Raw genomic sequence first — 21,894 nt, 5'->3', positions numbered from 1 at the left:
AAAATACATTGTAAATTCAGTGAGCAATAAGTGATACTCGACTGGCTTGTAAATGAGGTGACAATACAATTAATCAGCAACAGGCAATGATGGTCGCCAAGCAGCAAGGAGTGGTTTACTATTTTCATGTGAGAAATGAAGCAGCATAAGACAGACGCATGCGGTAATACTTACAAACATTCCAGGTAGCCACAAAACGCCCATAATTTTGGCTTGCTCAGCCAAAGGTAAACTAATAGCACCAACACTTGCAGCCAAAGCCCAAATTGTAGAAACACCACGGCAGCGATATTGGGATGGCAACTGCAAGTAGAGAAAGTAATAAAGAGCAGCACAAAGTAAACTGTTGGACAGCGCATAAGCTAGCAGAAAAAGCAGTGTCGCTGATCGATAATGTAATGTCGTAAAATGGAAAAGCAAGGGCGCTGTTAGCATGAGAATAAGCATACTCACCTGAATCAAACGATAGGCATATTGAGGGCGGCTAAAATAAGCAACCGGTAAAGCCAACGCCGCAGAAATAAATTGCGCCAGAGAACCTAGCCACGAGCATTGAGTCCTTGTCATAAATTGTTGATCAACTGCAAAAGAAACCCAAAAAACATTACAAATATAAACCATCACACTAACAAAAACTCCCATGGCAGCAATATTAACCAATCCTTGCCAATAAGGTCTCCACGGATAAATTTCCTTAGCATAATTTTTTTGAAATTCAGGGGATTCTGTCAATTGTTTTCGTAAGCGACAAATCCATAAAGACAATAGACCAACGATTGCAAAAACGACGCGCCACGCCTGTTCAAAATTGATTAGTTGCAAGAGACTTGCTAAAGAGCCGCCCACAAACATGCCTAAAGCACTGCTGACTGCCACCAACCCACCGGCGATGAGGGGCTTGGTTGGGTGATGCTCCACCAAAAACATCGCTGAGGTATTAATTTCCCCGCCTAAAGCTAATGCTTGTGCAATGCGTAGTAATAATAATCCCCAAGTTGCAGCTAATCCAATCTGCTGATAATTTGGCAGAATGCAAATTCCTAATGTCGCTATTCCCATTAAAGCAGCAGAAAGAAGCATAGGATGACGACGTCCATTTAGGTCCGCTGCGCGACCAAAAAACCATCCACCTAAGGGACGTGCAAAATAGGCAGCGGCAAATAAGGTAAACGATAATATTAAACTGTAATTCGAGGCAGGGAAAAACTCTTTTGCAAAAACAGATTTCGCCAAATAAAGATAAAGGCTGAAATCTAACCATTCAAAAAAAATAAACGCTAACACAAGAAAGAGAGCTCGTTGCTTCATCTAAGTTGCCAATTCCAGAGTTTTAAAAAGAAATTTAAGTCTAAATGTTAACCACCCTCATTTCCGTGAACAAATTAATTGGTGGCAACGGGGACTAAATTGGCGCCAAAATATTTTATGTTCGTTAAATAGAACTCACTATTTGCCGCATTCAAACTCTTTTGGCACCCAATTAGCCTCCTTTTCACTTCACAAGAAATGTTGTTCACGGCACCGGGCGATAACTGTTAAAATCGAAATTATATCATTTTATTGTTTTTGTGATCATCTTATTACTTTATACTGCCGCCACCTTGCTTATAACAAATTTTGATGAAGAGAAACAATTAAATTTGCATCAATTATAATGTATTGATTTGTATCGATTGGTCTATAATTGCCAATTAATTTTATTAAAATTACACCTGCCAGTGAAGATTTTATACAGTAGCCAATTAAGAATTAAACATTCCACGCATCATGATTCGATTATTGTTAGATTTATTGACACGGATAACACGCAAAAAACTGGTGTATATCGACCAATTAATCAAACTTACTCATCTTTATCCGCAATATTTGTCGTGGCATACAGCGTTCGCATGCGCAGGGTATTAGGAGAGAGTGTTTCGGAAGAGTATATTGTTCTTGATGACAAAAGTAATATTCAAGGTACAGTTTCAATTGATCCACCAAATTTCAAACCGATGCTGCCATACAGCAGCCAAGCACCTGCCGATTATCAAGAAAAAGAAATAGTTTGTCCTAGCGTAGAAACCTTGTTATCTCACAGTTTTGCCGAAAAATTAGTGGCTGAGGTAATCAGTGAAAATGATGATGCTTGTCCGCAGCATGTCAGTCTGATGGGTTTAATTAATCATCAAAAAAGAGGCTATCGCATTACCAGATGGTTTGTTTTTTCCTTAGGTAAGGATTGGCTTGATCAGGATATTAATAGAGATTTTAGCTTAAAAACAACCGACATCGATAACTTTCCGAATGTAAAGGGCAGAACTCATTATCCTGCCAATTCTTATAATTTTAATTTTCATCGCCATTTTATGGCTGCAGATGCCATTTAAAAATTAGCAACAAACTTTTAGCTATCAACAAATTTTGAAATGGGGATTAAAAAACAATCTCGACATACTAAAAATGGAACAACGTTATCAACAAATATGTATTCATACAGGTATTTATACCCCTGGCTTCGGTGCTCAAGAATTACTTTCACAATTAACCAAACTACTGACCGAACCATTGGAAAAGCGGTTTAATTTTAAAAATACGTCTCCCCTTTGAAATTGATGCAATTTGGCTTGGTCACCTTATTGATATATTAGAGAAAAAGAATACAGAGCTAAGTCTTTTGGCTTGCGGCTTACTATTACAAGGAGAGATAGAAAATTATGCTGAAAGAAAACATTTTCTTTATCTTGAAAAACGTCTGCAAGATGCCATTACCCTTTTATTTACAAGCTGCAGCTAAATCTCCATCAACACCAGGTTCCCAAATGGCTCAATTCCTATTATGGGAGATAAAAAACAACAACAACCGATAAGCTTATTAAAGAGCGTTTGGCTTATTATAATATTCATCCACCTGCTTCTTACATTGCTAATTACAATGATTTTTATCATCAAGACTCTTTAGCTGCCAAAGCCCTGCTCTATTCTAACTTTGGGATATTCTCTAGACAGTTAAATTCAGACTCCATGCCGAATTGTTCCAATGAAAATAATCAATAGATATTACCCAAAGTTTTTAAGTTCAGCTTGATTACTACCTAGAAGCATTACTTTAATAAAAGCATGATATTTTCATTGTTTCACGGGAAACCTTCCAAATCGTTAGTGTTTTGCTACTCGTTTGACATAAAGTGTTTTCTTTACTGTCGCAATGGTCTGTTTTTTTTCATCATAAATTTCAGTATGAAAGACAGGAAGGAATTTGCCTTTTTCTACGGTGGCTGTTTTTATATGCTCCAACTGCTCGTCCTCGAGAATAAAATCGGCATAAACCCGGCTTTCACCTGGTTTAATATAATTAATTTCACCATGCTTATCCCAAACCACAAATTCAGAACCTAAACGTTGGATTAACATTAGCGCAAAAAAAGGATCGGTCATGGAGTACAAGCTGCCCCCAAACTGCGTTCTCATGTAGTTTTTGTTATACCAACGGAATGCCATTGATACTCTTGCAAAGGAGAAATTGCTGCTGATTGTTTCTACTTTAATACCAGCCCCCCAGAACGGAGGGTAGCAGTTTAAAATAAGGCGTAATGTTCTGGCAGATAATTTCATGTTATTTTTCGGTAGCTGCTGCAGTAATTTGTAATGCGGTGACATTTTGTAAACCACGCGGCAGGCGATTTCCTCGGCGACCACGCTCACCCTGATAATGTTCAAAATCAGCAGCTTTTAAGGTGAAATGTCGTTTACCTGCATGAACGGTCAGTGCATCCTCCAAAAACAATATCTGTAAGTCAACGACAAATTCCTCACGTTGAATAGCTTTGGAGGTGGGAATATTAATTAATTTATTTCCTTTCCCACGACTAAGCTGAGGAAGCTCACTGGCACGGAAGAGAAGCAAACGCCCTACATTCGTTACACAAGCAATATACTGTGCGTCTTTATTGCTAATTAAGCGCGGAGGTAAAACACGACTATTTTCAGGTAATTTAATGCATGCCTTACCATTACGATTTTTCACATATAACTCTTTTAACTGCGTAATAAAACCATAACCGGCATCACTTGCCAATACGACCCAATCTTCCGCATCACCTCCAATAAGTGCTTCAAATAACATTCCGTCAGAAGGATTTAATTTTCCTGTGAGTGGCTCACCTTGTCCTCGGGCAGAAGGTAATGTGTAGCCCGGCAGGGTGTAGACCTTGCCTTCGCTATCAAAAAACAGTACTTGCTGATTACTCCTGGCATTGGTTTGGGCTTTAAAATCATCCCCGGCTTTAAAGTTTAATTCGCGGCCGTTTATATCATAGCCTTTTGCAGCCCTAACCCAACCTTTTTGCGATAACACTACCGTGATAGGCTCATTGGGTAGAAAATCTTCTTCTTTTAATGCTTGCGAATCCTGACGTTCTACTAAAGGTGAGCGTCTAGCATCACCAAATTGCTTTTTATCGGCAGTAATTTCATTTTTTACTAATGTTCTTAACCGCTTCTCGCTGGCCAAAATGGCCTGTAAAGAATCACGCTCTTTACTTAATTCATCCAACTCTGCTCGCAGCCGAATTTCTTCAAGCCGGGCTAAATGTCGCAATTTCATCTCAAGAATAGCTTCGGCTTGTCTTTCGCTGAGTTTAAAATGCTCCATTAATCCTTCTTTAGGATTCTCCTGTTCTCGAATAATAGCAATGACTTCATCTATATTAAGAAAAGCAATGATCAACCCTTCTAAAACATGAATGCGATCCAGAATTTTTTCCAGACGATATTGCAAACGCTTTTTAACGGTCAACAAACGATAGCTTAACCACTCTTGCAGAATGGTAACTAATCCTTTCACTCGCGGTTTGCCATCTAAACCAACCATATTAAAGTTGACCCGATAGCTGCGTTCTAAATCAGTGGTGGCAAACAAATGAGACATGACTCCATCAATATCGACTCGAGCTGATTTAGGAACAATGACGAGACGAGTAGGATGCTCATGATCTGATTCATCACGTAAATCTTCTATCATGGGTAATTTTTTCTGTTGCATCTGTAGTGCAATTTGTTCAATAACTTTTGCCCCAGAAACTTGATAGGGAAGCGCTGTAATTACAATATCGTGCTTTTCCTGACGGTAAACGGCACGCATTTTAACTGAACCGTTTCCTGTTTCATACATTGTGCGAAGGGCATGACTTGGGGTAATAATTTCGGCTTCCGTAGGAAAATCCGGGCCTTTTACATAAGTGCATATGTCGTCCAGACTAGCATTTGGGTTGTCTAATAAATAAACACAGGCGTCAGCAATTTCCGTTAAATTATGTGGTAATATGTCGGAGGCCATTCCTACTGCAATTCCTGTTGCACCATTAAGTAAGACATTGGGTAAACGTGCTGGCAATAATGCTGGTTCTTGTAAAGTCCCATCAAAATTATCCACCCAGTCAACCGTACCTTGTTGTAATTCTGATAACATTACTTCGGCATAGGGAGATAGACGAGCTTCTGTATAGCGCATTGCGGCGAATGATTTCGGATCATCAGGAGATCCCCAATTTCCTTGGCCATCTACAAAAGGATAGCGGTAAGAAAACGGTTGCGCCATAAGTACCATGGCTTCATAGCAGGCAGAATCACCGTGAGGATGAAATTTACCCAATACATCCCCTACCGTTCTAGCTGATTTTTTATACTTGGCCGTTGCTTTTAGTCCTAACTCAGACATCGCGTAAACAATGCGGCGTTGCACTGGTTTTAAGCCATCGGCTATGTGGGGCAAAGCTCTATCAAGAATGACATACATTGAATAATCAAGATAAGCTTTTTCAGTAAACTCAGTTAATGGTTTGCGTTCGATAAGCTGGTTCATAAGTCTTATGATTCATGCTGAATTTGCGATAATGCAAATTGGGTTAATAAGGGCAAATTACAATTATTTGCAAAATATTAGCCAACAAACTTTCTTGCTTTAAGGCTCTATGTGCAGAATAATACGGCTAAATAAGCTCAGATTGCTTTGTCTATTTGCCGTGCTTTATGCCTGAGCTCCTCACAAATTTATCCATCTCTATCTACGTACCGCACTTAAAGCGGGGAACATGGACATTGTGATTGGCTATACCTTATTAGATGCGTTTACCCTGGCTAATGTGAATAATCTAGCATAAAGCCTGTAAAGATGCGAATGGCAGCGATTTATTCACTGCATCTTCTCATAAAATTCACAAAGTTATCCACATGCACTGAATGTAAAAAGTTTTTCTTTTTAAATTTTTTTATATTCAATCATGTAGTTATCAGAAAGGGAAAATAGTTACCAATGAAATTATAAAGTTATTCACAGTCTGTGCAAAATAAATATTCGTGATAAATTATGTCTCTTTCTGCGGAAAATACAATAGGTCATAATAGGATAAGAATATCCACGCAGAAAGGTATTCGAAAAATACTTCTTGTTACTAGAGAATAACTGAACTGTCTGACGAGCAGTTCAGTTGTGGTTTACTTAACGTGCTTACGAATTTTTTGAATTGCACGAATTTGGGCAACAGCTCTTGCCAGTTCAGCCGCGGCTTTTGAGTAATCCAAATCCGCACCTTTGCTGGCTATTGCTTCTTCAGCGCGTGCTTTAGCAGCCAAAGCTGCAGCTTCATCAATTTCCTCAGCTCGCTCAACAGCATCTGCCAAGACAGTGACGTAGTAAGGCTGCACTTCCAGCATTCCACCCGAAACATAATAAACTTCTTGAGCACCACCTGGTAACGTTACGCGAATCTCCCCAGGCTTTAAAAGAGTTAACAAAGGCGCATGTCCAGGTACAATTCCAATTTCCCCAAGCTCTCCAGTGGCGACGACCATTTCGACGACACCGGAGAAAATTTCCTGCTCAGCACTGACGATATCTAAGTGCGTTGTTATTGCCATGTCTGTTTGCCTCATAAGGTTTTAGCTTTAGCAACAGCTTCCTCGATGCTACCAACCATATAAAATGCCTGCTCAGGTAAATCATCATATTCACCCGCAAGAATTCCCTGGAATCCCTTGATGGTGTCTTTTAATGAAACGTACTTACCTGGCGAACCGGTGAATACTTCAGCAACGAAAAATGGCTGAGACAGGAAGCGTTGGATCTTACGAGCACGAGATACCACTCGCTTGTCCTCTTCAGACAATTCATCCATACCGAGAATAGCGATAATATCTTTTAATTCCTTGTAACGTTGCAGTGTTTGCTGTACACGACGCGCTGTATCGTAGTGTTCTTGACCAACAATAAGCGGATCTAATTGTCGAGAAGTTGAATCCAAAGGATCTACTGCTGGATAAATACCTAACTCAGCAATTTGACGAGAAAGCACTACTGTTGCATCCAAGTGAGCAAAGGTGGTTGCAGGTGACGGATCTGTTAAGTCATCCGCAGGGACATAGACTGCCTGAATAGAGGTAATAGAACCGGTTTTGGTAGAGGTAATACGCTCTTGCAGCATACCCATTTCTTCAGCCAATGTCGGTTGATAACCTACCGCAGACGGCATGCGACCCAACAGAGCTGACACTTCAACTCCGGCCAAAGTATAACGGTAAATATTGTCAATAAATAATAATACGTCACGGCCTTCATCGCGGAACTTCTCTGCCATAGTAAGACCAGTCAATGCCACACGCAGACGGTTTCCAGGTGGCTCGTTCATTTGTCCGTACACGAGAGATACTTTATCAAGTACATTAGAATCTTTCATTTCATGATAGAAGTCGTTACCTTCACGAGTACGTTCTCCCACACCCGCAAATACAGAGTAACCGCTATGTTCGATAGCAATATTACGAATCAATTCCATCATGTTAACGGTTTTACCTACACCGGCACCACCGAAGAGACCAACCTTACCACCCTTCGCAAATGGACAGAGTAAGTCAATGACTTTAATACCAGTTTCCAGCAACTCCTGACTTCCAGCTTGTTCTTCATAGCTTGGAGCTTGACGGTGAATAGCCCACGTCTCATCTGCATCAATAGGACCAGCATCATCCACTGGACGCCCCAAAACATCCATAATACGACCCAGGGTTTTTTTACCTACAGGAACTTGGATAGGCTTGCCAGTGTTTTCAGCTTTGACACCGCGCTTTAAACCATCGGTTGTACCCATCGCAATGGTTCGGACAACGCCGTCTCCCAACTGTTGTTGGACTTCAAAGACTAAGTCTCCTTCAACAAGCTGAAGCGCGTCATTAACTTTGGGAACGTTATCGCGGGGAAACTCAACGTCTACAACCGCACCAATAACTTCAACTACTGTTCCTAGACTACTCATAATATACCCTCTTATAAAGCGGCTGCACCACCGACAATTTCTGCCAACTCTTGTGTAATAGCAGCTTGTCGGGCTTTGTTATAAGCCAATTGAAATTCTTTAATTAATTCACCTGCATTATCAGTAGCACTTTTCATTGCAATCATTTTTGCAGCTTGCTCGCATGCAATATTCTCCACAACGCCCTGATAGGTTTGCAGTTCTATGTATCGCTCCAATAATCCATCCAGCAGCTCTTTGGCATCAGGCTCATAGATATAATCCCAATGATGGCCAAGATCTTTCTTATCGTCATCAGAAATTGGCAGCGGTAATAATTGCTTGACCGTTGGTCGTTGAGTCATTGTGTTAATAAATTCATTGTACACAATATGCAAGGCATCAATCGTACCGTCGTAAAATGCATCTATCATTACCTTTACAACACCAATTAAATCCTTAATACCCGGTTTGTCGCCGAGCTGATCAACAGCAGCGGTTACATGACCTCCAACACGTCTAAAAAAAGCCTGCCCTTTGCGACCAATAACGCACAGATCAACTTCTTTCCCTTCATGTTGCCATTGACGCATTATACGAATTGTTTCTCGCAATAAATTGGCATTCAAGCCACCGCACAATCCACGGTCGGAAGTTACAACAATCATACCCACCCTTTTAGCATCTCGTTGGATCATGAAGGGATGATGGTATTCAGAGGTAGCTCGAGCTATATGTTTAACCACATCATAAATTTTTGTTGCATAAGGTTTGGATGCACGCATTCTGTCTTGCGTTTTACGCATTTTGCTTGCGGCAACCATTTCCATTGCTCGAGTTATTTTTTGCGTGTTTTTTATACTCGCAATTTTTGAACGGATCTCTTTCGCTCCAGCCATATCTTGCTTCGCCTTTAATTAAGACAGATTACTAAACAGCAATCACTATAATCGCTTGGCCGCCATTAAGTCGGCGGCTTGTTACCAACTACCAGTGCGCTTAAACTCTTCTACCGCGCTCTTTAACTGAGCTTCGATGTCATTATCATAAGCACCTGTTTCATTAATTTTTTTCAACAAGGCTGCATGAGAAGCTCGCATATAGCCATGCAAGGCGGCTTCAAACGCAGTGACTTCTGAAACGGGAATGTCATCCAGGAAACCTTTTTCTACGACAAAAAGTGAAACAGCCATTTCAGCCACAGACAGCGGGGAATATTGCTTTTGTTTCATCAACTCAGTAATACGTTGTCCTCGCTCCAACTGTTTGCGTGTTGCATCATCAAGATCTGAGGCAAACTGAGAAAAAGCTTCCAATTCACGATACTGTGCCAGTGCAAGACGAGTACCACCGCCCAGCTTCTTCATAATCTTAGTTTGTGCAGCGCCACCCACACGTGAAACGGATAAGCCAGAGTTAATCGCAGGACGAACACCTGAGTTGAACAAGTCAACATCAAGGAAAATCTGACCATCGGTAATGGAGATTACGTTTGTTGGTACGAACGCAGAAACGTCACCTGCCTGCGTTTCAATAATTGGCAAGGCAGTGAGTGAACCGGTTTTACCAGTCACCTCGCCATTTGTTAATTTCTCAACCTCTTGTGCATTAATTCTTGCTGCACGCTCCAATAAACGAGAATGTAAATAGAAAATGTCTCCAGGGTAAGCTTCACGTCCTGGTGGGCGACGCAATAGCAATGAAATCTGACGATAAGCCCAAGCTTGTTTGGTCAAATCATCATAAACAATAAGAGCATCTTCACCGCGTTCCATGAAGTATTCGCCCATTGCGCAGCCTGAATAGGGAGCAATAAATTGCAGCGCCGCTGAATCAGAGGCACCAGCCACCACCACAATGGTATGCTCCATTGCGCCATGTTCTTCAAGTTTGCGCACAATTGCAGCAACAGAAGACGCTTTCTGACCTACTGCCACATAGATACATTTAACGCCAGTACCTTTTTGGTTAATAATAGCGTCAATAGCAATTGCTGATTTACCGGTTTGACGATCACCAATAATTAACTCCCGCTGACCACGACCCACTGGTGTCATTGCATCAATTGCCTTTAACCCAGTTTGTACAGGCTGGTCTACTGATTGACGAGAAATAACACCTGGGGCTACTTTTTCGATAGGCGACATTTTTTCGGCATTAATAGGGCCTTTGCCATCAATTGGGTTACCCAGGGCATCAACAACGCGACCTAAAAGGCTTTTACCAACAGGAACTTCAAGAATACGACCTGTACATTTACCTTTGTCCCCTTCAGACAACTCAGAGTAATCACCCAGAATTACAGCACCAACGGAATCTCGCTCCAGGTTTAATGCCAAGCCATAGATACCGCCGGGAAACTCGATCATCTCTCCTTGCATGGCATCCGCTAAACCATGAAGACGAACGATACCATCTTTAAGACTGACAATTGTTCCTTCATTTTTGGCTTCAGAAACAACGTTAAATTGTTCAATTTTACTTCTGATTAATTCACTGATTTCAGATGGGTTTAATGCTATTTGTTCTGACATGAAATCTATCCTCTCTATTATGCGGCCAATCGGGCACCCAGTCTTTTTAACTGCTCTTGCACCGAACCATCAATTACCAAATCACCAGCCTGAATAACCGCGCCGCCCAGCAATGATTTGTCAATATTTACTTCAAGCGTCACCTCACGCTTTAAACGCTGGCGTAATGATTGTTTAAGTTGCTCTTTTTGTGCTTCAGACAGTTCATAAAAACTGCGAACCTTAACAATAAGTGTTTTTTCCTGTTCGGCACGTAGCGCCTCAAACAATACCTTTATATCAGGAAGAAGTAGAAGCCGCTTATTACTCGCCAATAAAGAAACCAGGTTTTCAATAGCCTTTAGCTCATTATTTGTGGAGTTGACAAAAGGCGTCATTAACAATTCTTGGTGTTGCTCTTCTGTGGTCTCAGGATTGGTTATAAATTGAATTGCAGCCTCATTCATTACTGACACAGCCAAAACCTGTAAAATTTCAGACCATTTACTAAGCTTGTTAACAGCCAGAGCGTATTCAAATAGAGCTTTTGCATAAGGTCTGGCAATGGTTATTGTATCTGCCATATCAAATCTCTTTAATTAGACTATCCAGTAGTTCACTGTTTGCCTTCTCATCGATTTCACGCATAAGAATCTTTTGCGCACCGGCCACGGCTAGTTGAGCAACCTCTTTACGCAGGTTATCACGAGCACGATTAAATTCTTGCTGTAACTGCTCATGAGCAATTTTAGCTTGCTTTTGTGCTTCCAGCTTCGCGTCTTCTTTTGCTTCTTCAATCATCTGTGCTGCACGACGAGTGGCTTTTTCGATAATATCAGAAGCCTGTGCTTTAGCTTGTTTCAGTTCATCCTTCACACGATGCTGAGCCAGTTCTAATTCTTTACGTCCACGTTCTGCAGATGCCAAACCATCAGCAATCTTGTCTTGGCGTTCTTCCATTGCCTTAGCCAAAGGCGGCCAAACAAATTTCATGGTAAACCAGACAAATACAGCAAAGACAAGCATTTGTACAATTAATGTTAGATTAATATCCAAGGTCATTTCTCCTGTAACATTCGGGGGGCGTTGCCCGCCCCATTAGGTGTTATCAAGAACCTAAGTTACTTAGGAAAGGGTTAGCAAACGTAAAGAACAATGCAATACCTACACCGATCATGGTTACCGCATCAAGAAGACCAGCAACAATAAACATTTTTACTTGCAGCATAGGAACCATTTCTGGCTGACGAGCAGAACCTTCAAGAAACTTTCCACCTAACAAACCGAAACCGATTGCGGTACCTAAAGCACCCAAACCAATCAACAGTGCGACTGCGATAACAGTCATACCTTGAACTTGTGCTATTAAATTTGCAGCTTGCATATAAATCCCCTTAATGGACAATGTTTAAATTAAAATTAATGATCTTCATGAGCCAGACTAAGATAAACAATAGTCAACACCATAAAAATAAACGCTTGCAACGTGATAACCAAAATATGAAATATAGACCATGCCAGCGCCAGTAAAAATTGCGCAGCTCCTAAGGTCGCAGTAGTTGCTACTGAGGATACTGTTGCATTTAAGGTTAGCAAGGCTATCAGAATAAAAATTAATTCGCCAGCATAAAGATTTCCAAACAAACGAAGTGCCAGTGAGATTGGCTTTGCAATCAAGCCCACTAGCTCTAATAGTAAATTAAAAGGAATAAAGGCCCAATGATTAAAAGGCTGTAGTGCTAATTCTTTAGTGAACCCTTTTATACCCTTAATCTTGATACTGTAAAAAAGAATTAAAATAAAAACAGATAGCGATAACGCGAATGTTAAATTTAAATCGTTCGTTGGCACTACTTTGAGATAATGAATTCCTAAAGACTGTGCTGCTAACGGTAAAACATCAACAGGCACAATATCCATGAAGTTCATGAGAAAAACCCAAACGAAAATAGTTAATGCCAGAGGGCCTATTAATTTATTCTTACCATGGAAGCAATCTTTTACCTGATTATCGGCAAATTCCAGCATAATCTCCGCGAAATTCTGTAATTTCCCAGGAATTCCGGTAGTGACCCTGCGAGCACCGAAATACAAAAGCGCCAAAACGATAATACCCGTAACGACAGAGAAAAAGAGAGTATCCAGATTTAATGTCCAAAACCCACCTGTGCCCAAACTCATAGTTTTGACGTCAAAGGTTAGGTAGGTTAGGTGATGTTTGATATAGTCTGTGCTTGATATCATTTCAGTCACTTTTCGGCCTATTTTAGTTTGTTAACAAAAAACAAGGGTGCGAACCAATGGCTCATTAACACCACAATGTAGGTTAAGAAAAACGCAAGAGGGGCTATTTTGAATGACATAAATACGAAAGTAAATAAGACAATGGTCGCAACAATTTTTAAAGCTTCACCAACATAGAAACTTTTGACAATTTGTCTTGCAGCTCGGGCTCCCTGGTAGCGAAAAAGTTTTCTTGCAAAAAGTGCTGTAGGAATTATAACAACAAATCCTCCAAGGAGTGCTGACAGCGCTTCCCTACTTCCCCAAATCAGTAGCAAAATCAGAGCTATCACTATACAAATAGCTAGCTGTGCTACCAATAAACGCTTAACACCACTGACGCCACGCTTATCTTTCACAAAATTCACCCATCTTTCAACGCGCGGATTATAAAGTAATCAACTTGGATAAGCAACGGCAGCAGGATAAAATCATACTAATCTAAAATTATAACAATAAGGCGTTATCCTGAGCAAAGCGAAGAATTGTAAGTAAAGAGCGGGAGTTTATCTGCTGGGATCCTTACTTGCTCAGGATAACGGTAATCTGCGCAAGATAACGCCATTAATTGCTCTCTATTATTACAGGTATTCCCAATAAGCATAACAGCATTCCAAATTATATTTTGTTCAAATTGTACAAAATTTATATAATTGAAGTTCGTTAACCCCTTTTGGAGTACACCTATGAGATTATTCACCCCCAATTTATCTACCCTGGAACGACAACTCTTACGAAATTTGCCAACCCCCATTTTTTCAGTATTGAAAGACCATAACTTAACTGCAGGTGAAGCACAAGAATTTGTGGTCACGGGCGAAAATTTAGAAGACGGAATTGTTTCTGTAAGCGTCAATTTTGAGCCTGCCACTATAGATCCGGAACACGTAGAAATTCGGATTTACTCAGCAGTCGAGGATTATTCACTAAATTTTGTTTTTTCTAATAAAGTCTGGCTTTGTACTAGCATGGAGCATCAGGGAAGGGATTTTATAATGGAAACCTCATCTCAACAATCGAATGAAGAACGCGTAGTAAGCACGGTTGAAAAAGGTAACAAAGTTGTAGAAATATTTGATCAATTACAGCCGGTGCCAAATCAATACTTGAGTTATTCTTGATAAGTGATTGGTTTGAGTTCATGACTTTAGCGCTTTACTAACACTAATATATAAGGCCGAGGCCTTGGCTAAATATTGAAAATAATCCTGGGCCAAGGCCTAAAATATCGAGGAAGCATGCTTAAAACAAGTTAAATAATATTTAATTACTCCGGCAACACATTAATCTGGTTAAGATCAATAATTCTGTCTGCCATTTGAATTGTTTCAATTCGATGAGCAATGACAATTTGGGTAATTTCCAATGTCCGTAAAGTATAATTAATATTTTTTTCATTCGTTACATCCAAATGGCTGGTTGCTTCATCCATGAACAATATTTTTGGCTTTTTATACAAGGCTCTGGCTAATAAAATACGTTGCTTCTGGCCTCCAGATAAAGTAGACCCCATATCACCCACCAGGGTCTCATAACCCATGGGTAATTTTAAAATCTCCTCGTGGATGCAGGCTAACTTTGCAGCAGCATAAATGTCTTCAAGATGCATTTCTTCACTAAAAAAAGAAATGTTATCAAGAATAGAGCCTGTGAGCAGTGAGTCATCTTGCATTACTGAAGCCGTTAACTCACGGTAATTTTTTAATCCAAAATCATCAAGAGGTATCCCATCGACATAAATCTCACCGCTGGTTTTGTGCAATAGCCCCATCATCACCTTCAATAACGTTGATTTACCACACCCGGAAGGTCCGATTATAGCTACCTTTTCTCCTGCTTTTATATTAATATTAATATCCTGCAAAATAGTTTTACCATGGGCATCATACTTAAAATTAACCTTTTTTAAACATAAGGCACCTTTCATTTGCTCTGCATTTCCCGAGCCTGAGCGGACTTCTTCATACTCCTGAAATAAAATATCACTTAATCGATTTAACTGGATGGAAATTAATTTGTAATCAATTAAATTTTGCATCAATGAAGTAGCTTTATTTACGAATGATTGACGATAGGCAAGAAAGGCTATTAACATTCCTGCGGAAAATTGATTATGCAAAACCAATGAAGAGCCTACGCAAATAACAAGAATCGGCTCCAAGTGAAACAATAACTGATTTACACAATGATAAATTACATGAATTTTAGCTATTTTTATATCTGCATTCAGTGAATTGACATAGCTATTGCGCCAGGTATGAAATCGTACTCGCTCTTTTGCAAATGATTTTATTGGAATAATTGCTTGCAGCGTCTCCAGAAATACAGAAGCTGATTTTGCATGTTGTACAATAGAGGCCTCTGTTTCTTTGCGTAAAGAATAATAAAACAAATAGCGAATAATCAAGCAAAGAGACAGCGAGAATAGAACCACTGAAGTTAATAGATAGCTATAAAGCAATATCACTAGCAGATTAATAATTAACATCAATCCGTCAAGCACAGCATTGACGAAATCCGTACTGACTTTCCTTTGAATTTGATCAATCGAATGAAACTTTGACTGAATATCGCCTTTATGTCTTTTTTCAAAAAAATCAAGTGGCAATTTTAAAATATGATTGACGACATTTGCAGAAAATTTTTCCGTCAGATTGTTTGTTAAATAAATTATTAAATGACCACGAATATATTCAGTAAAAACCTGAATTAAAATTAAAAGAATGAATGCAGACGCAATAATGTAGAGATTATTAATATCACTAGAACCGATGACATCATCAGTAACATATTGGATAAACAGTGGATTTAATAAGTGTAAAACTTCAATCGAAAGAGAAAGTAAAATTAATAATAGGAGCGATTGGTTAATTCCATAAACATTTTGCACCAAATCATATAAACTTAGTTTACTACGGTCTCTAATTTTTTGAAAATTGTCTGATTTTTCAACTTCAAGCACAATACCGGTAAATGCTTTACCTGCCTCCTCCATGCTGCAGTGCTTAAGTCCAATTGCTGGGTCATGAATTATGATAGAATGTTTGTTTACTTTTTTCAGAACGACAAAATGATTCATATTCCAATGAATGACCGCGGGTGTTTTGACCTGGTGCAACTCTTCCAAAGATACCCGCAGTGGCCTGGTCATAAAGCCTAAATTTTCAAACATCTCTTTCAGAGTAAGTAGCGTTACACCACGCTGCGAAGGTCTGCTTATACGTCTGACAGCACGTAAATCAAGTTCATGCCCCCAAAAATTGCTAATCATTGCCACACAGGCATGTCCACACTCAGCCACTTCATCCTGGAGAATAACTGGTAATTGACTGCCTTTTTTAAATTGAAGGGTTGCCGCGTAACTCATGTAAATAATTTCCCATAATAACTGTACAAAGGATCTAAAATCCATTGCCATAACTTTCTTTTTGAGCCTACAACTACGGCTGATATGGTCATACCATGCTGAATTTTCTTCTCTTTCCCATACACCATGACATGTTGTCTTTCCAGACTGGCAATAACCTTATAATAAGGCTCTCCTATACGAATGGGTTTTTCCTCCTCCTCATCTGTCATGATGTTTTGACTAATCTCTTTAATCGTTGCTGAATAAGTTCCAAAACGTTGATAAGGGTAAGCATCATAGCGAATTAAAACTTTACTATTGGTATCAAGAAAACCGGCTTTTCTGGCGGGAATAAATAATTCTGCTATTAATTCAGCATCAGTAGGAATAATAGTTAATAGTAACTTGGAGCTAGTAATGTATTGTCCCTCTTTGTAAAGCACACTGGAAATAATACCTTCTATAGGAGCATGGATTATAAAGGAGCGGCTCTGCTGATAATTAATTCTATCCATTTCAAGAAGGCTTTCTTTATTTTTAAGCTCGTACAGTTCTTCTTGTTTTTGGTTATATTCAGCCTGCGATAAATAGTTTTTCTGTAATAACTGTCTCATGGCAGCAAGATTTTTGCTTTTTTGTGCAATTTCTTTTTCAATGAGTTTACGTCTTTTTTCCAATTGGGCAGCCATATTCTGTTCGTTGCTTTTAAAAGACGTATCAATAAGAAATAAATTACTATTCTTGGCTATTCTTTCACCTTGATGAATGTAGCTTTCAGCAATAATCCCATTCATTTTAGGATAGACACGCACAAATGCCTTGGTTGAGTTTACATATCCAGAAACAATAAATTTTTCCGAAAATTCAGCAAAAATTAGAAATAAAATAATTAAAAAAATAAACAAAGAAAAACCTATGGTTAGAAACGTATAACCTGGCGGCGTATTAATATAGATTGACCCATATATCTTTTCTTTTTTATGCTGAAGCACTTCGGGGCGAAAAAAAACTTCTTCTTTCATACAGAAACTCAATTGCTTATCCGTCTTAAAGAGGAATGAGCAGCGCCGACAAAAATCCATTAATTTAGCGGCAGCGTCTCAGGCATAGTTATATTGCCAGCTCCGGCTTTTTAATGGCATTAAGACAAATATGATGAATTCTATTTTGCTCAATAATTTGAAATGCCCTGGATTCATAATCTTTTAAAGAAAATACTTCAACGGCATTATCCCCGTTAAATGAGCGTTTTTTTTGCAAAAGAAAACTTACAAATGTATTTAACATTTTCATTTCAGGCAAAAGCTCTTCTATCCACAAAAATTGACCTTGCTGATTAACCTCCAAAAAATAAATCTCATCCTCCGGAGTCACTACAAAATCAAAACAACCAAAAACAATTCCAAGATTTTTCATAAAGATACGAATCATGTTGCTCACTTCGGAGGACAAGGAATAAGGCTCAATCTTTAGCTCAAGTGGCGGAATAACTCGCCAGTCCGCTAATCCCTTCGGATGCCCTTGGGAATTAATTTTTACAGCCACCAGATAATCACCAAAAGCAGTTACTCTTAGCTCATATTTCTTTTTTAATTTCTCCTGAAACATTCCCGGAGTCATCTGCAAGACCGGATCGGAAGGAAGTTGTTCTAAAGTAACACTTTGGGTATACGATAACTTTAATCGCTCATTTTCATACCAGTGGTGGGAGCAAAAACTTTTGTAAATCACCTCATTTTTTTTATTTGCTGCAATGAACGCTTTTATATGTTCGGGGGAATTTGATATTAAAGTGGACGGTATTTTAAACCCTGAAGCCGATGCCAGTTTCAACTGATAGGGTTTAGAGCTCGCATAGTTAATCGACTCATAGGGATTTATCCACCAGGGGCCTTTAACAATAGAAAGAGGGATGGCCCCGCAAAAGTAGTTATTTTCTTTTTTTATAAAATCAAAATCATTCTTATGGACGTTGAAGGGCACAAAGGGCCTCTTCACTCTTCGCCACCATACAATATCAAATTTATCAGCGGCGATTTCAACTTCATTGAGGCTGCTTTTGGATAGCCAAGTGTAACGCTCATTTGAGCAATAAATACTATTCATTTGCTTTGTTGGCATATCCGCGATATACCATAAGGTGCAAGCGTGATCTCTGTCATGAAGTGCCAATTTTACAAGTTGGGCATGTAAATCTTCTGGTTCTGTTACTATTAAAACGTTCATTTCTGTCTCTTGCTATTTTATCCGTGGTTTAATTCTGAGGGGGAAGCTCAGAATCAAACCATCCATCGCGTGATTAATCCCAGTCGTCGTCAAACTCTACATCACCCCCTGCCTTTTTACTGGTGTAATATTTCGTGCTGTAATGGGTTAGGTTGCTACTCCCTCCAGAAACGCTTTGCATGTCTTGCTCAGCAATTTCTGTTGCCAACCCATAAGCCAGGACTCGCTCTTTACTTTTTTCCATAATATTTCCTCGTTTTGCTGGCAATCAATTCCATTTTATTGGCCAGCGTTTTATTACTTTTCTTCCTGAATAACAAATTAACCGAATTAGCCCGCTTTCGTTTCTAACCAATTTTTCCAAGCCGCAAAATCCGTTTCACCATAACTTTTACCACTTATCTCTTTCAAAATACGATAAGCAATATCATGATTATTAAGTTGTTTTAATTTTAAAAGGGCTAAAAGATTCTTTCCTCCCTGTTGCTTAATCAGTTGTTTTAAATTTTCAGATTTTGAGGCAGTCAGTAATACAGCTAATGCTTTATTTCTATCCGTTACAGCCGGAGAATCCAATAACTCCAAAAATGGTTTTGGGTTAATGGCGGTTATTTTTGCCTCAGCTATCGTAGCAGCAATAACTCGTATCACATCATTGCGAACACCACTATCTTTATCATGCACATGCGGTGTTAATAACGATAGAATCTCTTGCGGGTTTGAAAAATGGCCTACTAAAAATGCAGCGGCAGCCCGACGTTGCGGGTCAGGATCATAATCTAAGGTCTCAATAATTAATTGCCGTTGTTTGACAGCACCAGCATTAAATTTGGCTAAATAAGGCTTCAATTCAGGATGTTGAAAATCGGCAATGCAATGATAAACAGGGCAGGGAGCATTGCTGGGCGGACTATGTAGAGCGATCGTGGTTGACTTGGTTTCAAAGTCAATCATTTCATTGACTACATCATCTTTCGGCTTAAAAGGTCCTGGCGGCACTGGGGGATTAGCAAAGCGAAGTCTTTCTGGCTGATCCTTTCTAATAACCTCAAGAGTGGTATATTTGTTTTCATTCAGTGGATAATAAACGGTGCTAAAATCCACGTATAAATAATCACCTTCCTTTTTAATTTTTTCAATCAGGTTATTTTTTCGTTCAGTCACTTTCTCAATAGATGGACTACTGTTATTTTTAAGTGCCTTTTCAAAGGAATCTGCTAAATCGCCAATGCTTTTAGTATATTTTTTTATGAGTTGTTGTCCTTTATCAGACTCGTCTCCATATAAATCAATGACATTGCCAGCAATTAAATTAAACGGTAATGTCAGGCTTACAGTAACTAGTAACATTTTTATCATGATTTTATCCTTACTCGTTGTACGCTTCGGCACAATTTAAATCAACATGGCGATTCCTGTTTTGCGCAATCAAGCCCGCCATTTGGCTTCGATAACGCTCAATAGTATGCTGGGAATTTTTAAAATCCCATATAAATTCTGGTGATTTATTAAGAAGAAAGTTAATAAAAATATCTAACATTCTGAATTCTGGATTAGCCTCCTCTATCCACAGAAACTGTCCTTGCTCGTTAACTTCCAGAAAAATGTATTCGTCCTCTGGCGTGACAATAAAATCAAACGCTCCAAAAACAATACCAAGCTTTCGCATAAATAAACGTATTTTTTCCTCAAACTCTGCAGATAACTTGTAGGGCTCAACTGCCAGAGCACCTTCAGGGATAGCTCGCCAATCGACTTGTCCATCTGGATGCACTTGAGAATTCAGTTTGGCAGCAACAAGGTAGTCCCCAAAACAAGTAATTCTTAATTCGTATTTTTTCTTGACTTCCTTTTGAAAAATTCCTGGGACTAATTGCAATAATTTATTGCTAGGTAGATTCAAGAACTTTACCTTGGTTGTATAAGAAATTCTGACTTGCTCGTCTTCAAACCAAAAATTGGAGCAAAGTGGTTTATAAATGACACCCTCAGCGTCATACTTTAAAAGAAATTGTCGTATATCCTGAGGGCTATTTGAGCATAATGTAATGGGAATATTCATTCCACATGCTGCTGCAAGCTTTAACTGCAATAACTTGGAATTGGCTCGAGTGGAAGCTTCTTTTGTATTAATCCACCACGCAGTGGGTGCCATGTTGCAAGTAATTGACTCAAAGAATAAAGCATTCTCTCGAGCTGCAAATTTATAATCCTGGGGATGAATTAGTTTTTTAGGCAAATACGGTTTTCTAGCACGTCGCCACCATACCACATCATAATCATTATCCATAATAAGATGATAATTGTCGGCATTTTTCCACTGGTAATTTTCAGCAGTGATAAATACTGAATTTCTTTGTTTTGTTGGTTGATCTGCCGTAAAAAGTAATCGCACCTGATGCCCCAGCTTCTCCAGGGCTATTTTTACTAGTATGGCATGGCAATCATCGGGCTCTGTAGGAATTAATACTTTCATTTTTCCTCATTGAGTAATAGATTAGTCCTTTAAGGCTCTTTAAATAAAAGAGCCTTGCTCACTTCATTAATGATCTTGATTGAAGTCAAGTTGCACATCCGAAATAGGGCCACCACCGCCTGTTATTAAAAATGTTCGTTGCGCTGTACGCTGTGCTGAGCCGCCTGATACTTTATCTAAATCATCATGTTCTATTGTTTTCGCTGAGGTATAAGCAAAAACGCGCTCTTGAATTTCCATTTATTTCTCCTTGTATCCATAAGCTGTTTATAACTTGGACTTTGCTATTTTTAAATCTGTCGCTCTTTATCTGACTGAAAACCTTGTTTTCTGTATGCCGCTATTCATACACGCGTGATACTTAGCTTCAGCACTCGAAATCAAGATTTTCTGCTTTCATCTAGTGTAATATTAAGAAGCTTGGCTATTACCAATCAAAAGTGACATCCCCCCTACCATCAATATCTCTGGGACTGGAGCCGGTTGGTGCAACTGTGGCTTTAGTCGTTAAATAACTTGAACCACCTCCACCAGATACCCTATCCAAATCATCATGTTCGATAACTTTTGCAGAGGTATAAGCGAAAACTCGCTCGTTGTTATTTTCCTTATTATTTTCCATGTTTTCTCCTTATTATTTAACCGCAACTTAAATCAGTTGCGGTTTTGGACTTGCTTGTGTCTTGGCGACGGAGGCATTATTGAAGTTTTTCAATTTTTGGACGCCCCCCTCATCTAGGGGTTGCAATAGGCAATATCGCGTGATAACTCATTGTCACT

General features: G+C 39.2%; 23 protein-coding genes. 3 read left to right on the top strand and 20 right to left on the bottom strand.

What is annotated here, in order from left to right; translation table 11 throughout:
- Nucleotides 1–69 precede the first annotated feature (69 nt).
- Nucleotides 70–1,308: an MFS transporter gene (locus clem_RS00290; protein WP_094089776.1), complete on the bottom strand. Its 1,239-nt coding sequence runs from the start codon at nucleotides 1,306–1,308 to the stop codon at nucleotides 70–72.
- 410 nt (nucleotides 1,309–1,718) lie between these two features.
- Between clem_RS00290 and clem_RS00285 the strand changes: the two genes are divergently transcribed.
- Both clem_RS00285 and clem_RS14670 read left to right on the top strand, forming a co-directional pair.
- Nucleotides 1,719–2,369 (top strand): hypothetical protein, encoded by a 651-nt coding sequence (locus tag clem_RS00285; protein ID WP_157698126.1) that lies wholly within the window; start codon nucleotides 1,719–1,721, stop codon nucleotides 2,367–2,369.
- A gap of 73 nt (nucleotides 2,370–2,442) precedes the next feature.
- Nucleotides 2,443–2,589 (top strand): hypothetical protein, encoded by a 147-nt coding sequence (locus clem_RS14670; RefSeq protein ID WP_157698125.1) that lies wholly within the window; start codon nucleotides 2,443–2,445, stop codon nucleotides 2,587–2,589.
- 549 nt (nucleotides 2,590–3,138) lie between these two features.
- Here clem_RS14670 and clem_RS00280 read toward each other — a convergent pair.
- The 11 genes from clem_RS00280 to clem_RS00230 all read right to left on the bottom strand — a co-directional run bounded on the left by clem_RS00280 (nucleotide 3,139) and on the right by clem_RS00230 (nucleotide 13,422).
- Entirely contained in the window at nucleotides 3,139–3,594 is a 456-nt protein-coding gene (locus clem_RS00280) for a DUF4442 domain-containing protein (RefSeq protein ID WP_094089774.1), read from the bottom strand.
- Between the two features lies 1 nt (nucleotide 3,595).
- Nucleotides 3,596–5,842: a DNA topoisomerase IV subunit A gene (gene parC, locus clem_RS00275; protein WP_094089773.1), complete on the bottom strand. Its 2,247-nt coding sequence runs from the start codon at nucleotides 5,840–5,842 to the stop codon at nucleotides 3,596–3,598.
- Between the two features lie 632 nt (nucleotides 5,843–6,474).
- Complete coding sequence (locus clem_RS00270; protein ID WP_094092223.1) at nucleotides 6,475–6,897, bottom strand: F0F1 ATP synthase subunit epsilon; 423 nt, start codon at nucleotides 6,895–6,897, stop codon at nucleotides 6,475–6,477.
- 11 nt (nucleotides 6,898–6,908) lie between these two features.
- Nucleotides 6,909–8,288, bottom strand: a complete 1,380-nt coding sequence (gene atpD, locus clem_RS00265) for a F0F1 ATP synthase subunit beta (protein WP_094089772.1) — start codon at nucleotides 8,286–8,288, stop codon at nucleotides 6,909–6,911.
- 11 nt (nucleotides 8,289–8,299) lie between these two features.
- Nucleotides 8,300–9,166 (bottom strand): F0F1 ATP synthase subunit gamma, encoded by an 867-nt coding sequence (atpG, locus tag clem_RS00260; protein ID WP_094089771.1) that lies wholly within the window; start codon nucleotides 9,164–9,166, stop codon nucleotides 8,300–8,302.
- Between the two features lie 81 nt (nucleotides 9,167–9,247).
- Nucleotides 9,248–10,801, bottom strand: a complete 1,554-nt coding sequence (gene atpA / locus clem_RS00255; protein WP_094089770.1) for a F0F1 ATP synthase subunit alpha — start codon at nucleotides 10,799–10,801, stop codon at nucleotides 9,248–9,250.
- 17 nt (nucleotides 10,802–10,818) lie between these two features.
- Nucleotides 10,819–11,364, bottom strand: coding sequence for a F0F1 ATP synthase subunit delta (locus tag clem_RS00250; protein ID WP_094089769.1), 546 nt, complete (start codon nucleotides 11,362–11,364; stop codon nucleotides 10,819–10,821).
- 1 nt (nucleotide 11,365) lies between these two features.
- On the bottom strand, nucleotides 11,366–11,836 hold the full coding sequence (locus clem_RS00245; RefSeq protein WP_094092222.1) for a F0F1 ATP synthase subunit B: 471 nt from the start codon (nucleotides 11,834–11,836) through the stop codon (nucleotides 11,366–11,368).
- A gap of 52 nt (nucleotides 11,837–11,888) precedes the next feature.
- Entirely contained in the window at nucleotides 11,889–12,164 is a 276-nt protein-coding gene (atpE, locus tag clem_RS00240) for a F0F1 ATP synthase subunit C (protein WP_028385819.1), read from the bottom strand.
- 35 nt (nucleotides 12,165–12,199) lie between these two features.
- On the bottom strand, nucleotides 12,200–13,024 hold the full coding sequence (atpB, locus tag clem_RS00235) for a F0F1 ATP synthase subunit A (protein ID WP_094089768.1): 825 nt from the start codon (nucleotides 13,022–13,024) through the stop codon (nucleotides 12,200–12,202).
- A gap of 17 nt (nucleotides 13,025–13,041) precedes the next feature.
- The gene (locus clem_RS00230) at nucleotides 13,042–13,422 is read right to left on the bottom strand and encodes an ATP synthase subunit I (protein WP_232505516.1); all 381 of its coding nucleotides are present in this window, start codon (nucleotides 13,420–13,422) and stop codon (nucleotides 13,042–13,044) included.
- 327 nt (nucleotides 13,423–13,749) lie between these two features.
- Here clem_RS00230 and clem_RS00225 point away from each other — a divergent pair, with 327 nt between their 5' ends.
- Nucleotides 13,750–14,184, top strand: coding sequence for a hypothetical protein (locus tag clem_RS00225; RefSeq protein WP_094089767.1), 435 nt, complete (start codon nucleotides 13,750–13,752; stop codon nucleotides 14,182–14,184).
- Between the two features lie 146 nt (nucleotides 14,185–14,330).
- Here clem_RS00225 and clem_RS00220 read toward each other — a convergent pair whose 3' ends face one another.
- From clem_RS00220 to clem_RS00195, 8 genes are all read right to left on the bottom strand, one after another.
- Nucleotides 14,331–16,430 (bottom strand): peptidase domain-containing ABC transporter, encoded by a 2,100-nt coding sequence (locus clem_RS00220; protein ID WP_198333147.1) that lies wholly within the window; start codon nucleotides 16,428–16,430, stop codon nucleotides 14,331–14,333.
- Nucleotides 16,427–17,434, bottom strand: coding sequence for an HlyD family secretion protein (locus tag clem_RS00215; protein ID WP_157698124.1), 1,008 nt, complete (start codon nucleotides 17,432–17,434; stop codon nucleotides 16,427–16,429). The genes clem_RS00220 and clem_RS00215 overlap by 4 nt, the downstream gene beginning before the upstream one ends.
- 88 nt (nucleotides 17,435–17,522) lie before the next feature.
- On the bottom strand, nucleotides 17,523–18,638 hold the full coding sequence (locus clem_RS00210; protein WP_094089764.1) for a hypothetical protein: 1,116 nt from the start codon (nucleotides 18,636–18,638) through the stop codon (nucleotides 17,523–17,525).
- A gap of 73 nt (nucleotides 18,639–18,711) precedes the next feature.
- Nucleotides 18,712–18,882 (bottom strand): hypothetical protein, encoded by a 171-nt coding sequence (locus clem_RS14665; protein WP_157698123.1) that lies wholly within the window; start codon nucleotides 18,880–18,882, stop codon nucleotides 18,712–18,714.
- A gap of 86 nt (nucleotides 18,883–18,968) precedes the next feature.
- Complete coding sequence (locus clem_RS00205) at nucleotides 18,969–19,997, bottom strand: HEAT repeat domain-containing protein (protein ID WP_094089763.1); 1,029 nt, start codon at nucleotides 19,995–19,997, stop codon at nucleotides 18,969–18,971.
- A 10-nt stretch (nucleotides 19,998–20,007) separates the two neighbouring features.
- Complete coding sequence (locus clem_RS00200) at nucleotides 20,008–21,114, bottom strand: hypothetical protein (protein WP_094089762.1); 1,107 nt, start codon at nucleotides 21,112–21,114, stop codon at nucleotides 20,008–20,010.
- A gap of 66 nt (nucleotides 21,115–21,180) precedes the next feature.
- Nucleotides 21,181–21,354, bottom strand: a complete 174-nt coding sequence (locus tag clem_RS14660; protein ID WP_157698122.1) for a hypothetical protein — start codon at nucleotides 21,352–21,354, stop codon at nucleotides 21,181–21,183.
- A gap of 187 nt (nucleotides 21,355–21,541) precedes the next feature.
- Entirely contained in the window at nucleotides 21,542–21,736 is a 195-nt protein-coding gene (locus clem_RS00195) for a hypothetical protein (RefSeq protein WP_094089761.1), read from the bottom strand.
- Nucleotides 21,737–21,894: the final 158 nt, after the last annotated feature.

Source organism: Legionella clemsonensis, assembly GCF_002240035.1.
Classification (GTDB): Bacteria; Pseudomonadota; Gammaproteobacteria; order Legionellales; family Legionellaceae; genus Tatlockia; species Tatlockia clemsonensis.
This window is presented reverse-complemented; position numbering and strand designations above follow the sequence as displayed.

What these genes read in the sequence shown, in the direction of transcription:
- parC (WP_094089773.1), bottom strand. Translation starts at nt 5,842, where the DNA reads ATGAACCAGCTTATCGAACGCAAACCATTAACTGAGTTTACTGAAAAA.
- clem_RS00205 (WP_094089763.1), bottom strand. Translation starts at nt 19,997, where the DNA reads ATGATAAAAATGTTACTAGTTACTGTAAGCCTGACATTACCGTTTAAT.
- clem_RS00280 (WP_094089774.1), bottom strand. Translation starts at nt 3,594, where the DNA reads ATGAAATTATCTGCCAGAACATTACGCCTTATTTTAAACTGCTACCCT.
- atpG (WP_094089771.1), bottom strand. Translation starts at nt 9,166, where the DNA reads ATGGCTGGAGCGAAAGAGATCCGTTCAAAAATTGCGAGTATAAAAAAC.
- clem_RS00220 (WP_198333147.1), bottom strand. Translation starts at nt 16,430, where the DNA reads ATGAGTTACGCGGCAACCCTTCAATTTAAAAAAGGCAGTCAATTACCA.
- clem_RS00290 (WP_094089776.1), bottom strand. Translation starts at nt 1,308, where the DNA reads ATGAAGCAACGAGCTCTCTTTCTTGTGTTAGCGTTTATTTTTTTTGAA.
- clem_RS14670 (WP_157698125.1), top strand. Translation starts at nt 2,443, where the DNA reads ATGGAACAACGTTATCAACAAATATGTATTCATACAGGTATTTATACC.
- clem_RS00195 (WP_094089761.1), bottom strand. Translation starts at nt 21,736, where the DNA reads ATGGAAAATAATAAGGAAAATAACAACGAGCGAGTTTTCGCTTATACC.
- clem_RS14665 (WP_157698123.1), bottom strand. Translation starts at nt 18,882, where the DNA reads ATGGAAAAAAGTAAAGAGCGAGTCCTGGCTTATGGGTTGGCAACAGAA.
- atpD (WP_094089772.1), bottom strand. Translation starts at nt 8,288, where the DNA reads ATGAGTAGTCTAGGAACAGTAGTTGAAGTTATTGGTGCGGTTGTAGAC.
- clem_RS00270 (WP_094092223.1), bottom strand. Translation starts at nt 6,897, where the DNA reads ATGGCAATAACAACGCACTTAGATATCGTCAGTGCTGAGCAGGAAATT.
- atpA (WP_094089770.1), bottom strand. Translation starts at nt 10,801, where the DNA reads ATGTCAGAACAAATAGCATTAAACCCATCTGAAATCAGTGAATTAATC.
- clem_RS00225 (WP_094089767.1), top strand. Translation starts at nt 13,750, where the DNA reads ATGAGATTATTCACCCCCAATTTATCTACCCTGGAACGACAACTCTTA.
- atpE (WP_028385819.1), bottom strand. Translation starts at nt 12,164, where the DNA reads ATGCAAGCTGCAAATTTAATAGCACAAGTTCAAGGTATGACTGTTATC.
- clem_RS00215 (WP_157698124.1), bottom strand. Translation starts at nt 17,434, where the DNA reads ATGAAAGAAGAAGTTTTTTTTCGCCCCGAAGTGCTTCAGCATAAAAAA.
- atpB (WP_094089768.1), bottom strand. Translation starts at nt 13,024, where the DNA reads ATGATATCAAGCACAGACTATATCAAACATCACCTAACCTACCTAACC.
- clem_RS14660 (WP_157698122.1), bottom strand. Translation starts at nt 21,354, where the DNA reads ATGGAAATTCAAGAGCGCGTTTTTGCTTATACCTCAGCGAAAACAATA.
- clem_RS00210 (WP_094089764.1), bottom strand. Translation starts at nt 18,638, where the DNA reads ATGAACGTTTTAATAGTAACAGAACCAGAAGATTTACATGCCCAACTT.
- clem_RS00200 (WP_094089762.1), bottom strand. Translation starts at nt 21,114, where the DNA reads ATGAAAGTATTAATTCCTACAGAGCCCGATGATTGCCATGCCATACTA.
- clem_RS00250 (WP_094089769.1), bottom strand. Translation starts at nt 11,364, where the DNA reads ATGGCAGATACAATAACCATTGCCAGACCTTATGCAAAAGCTCTATTT.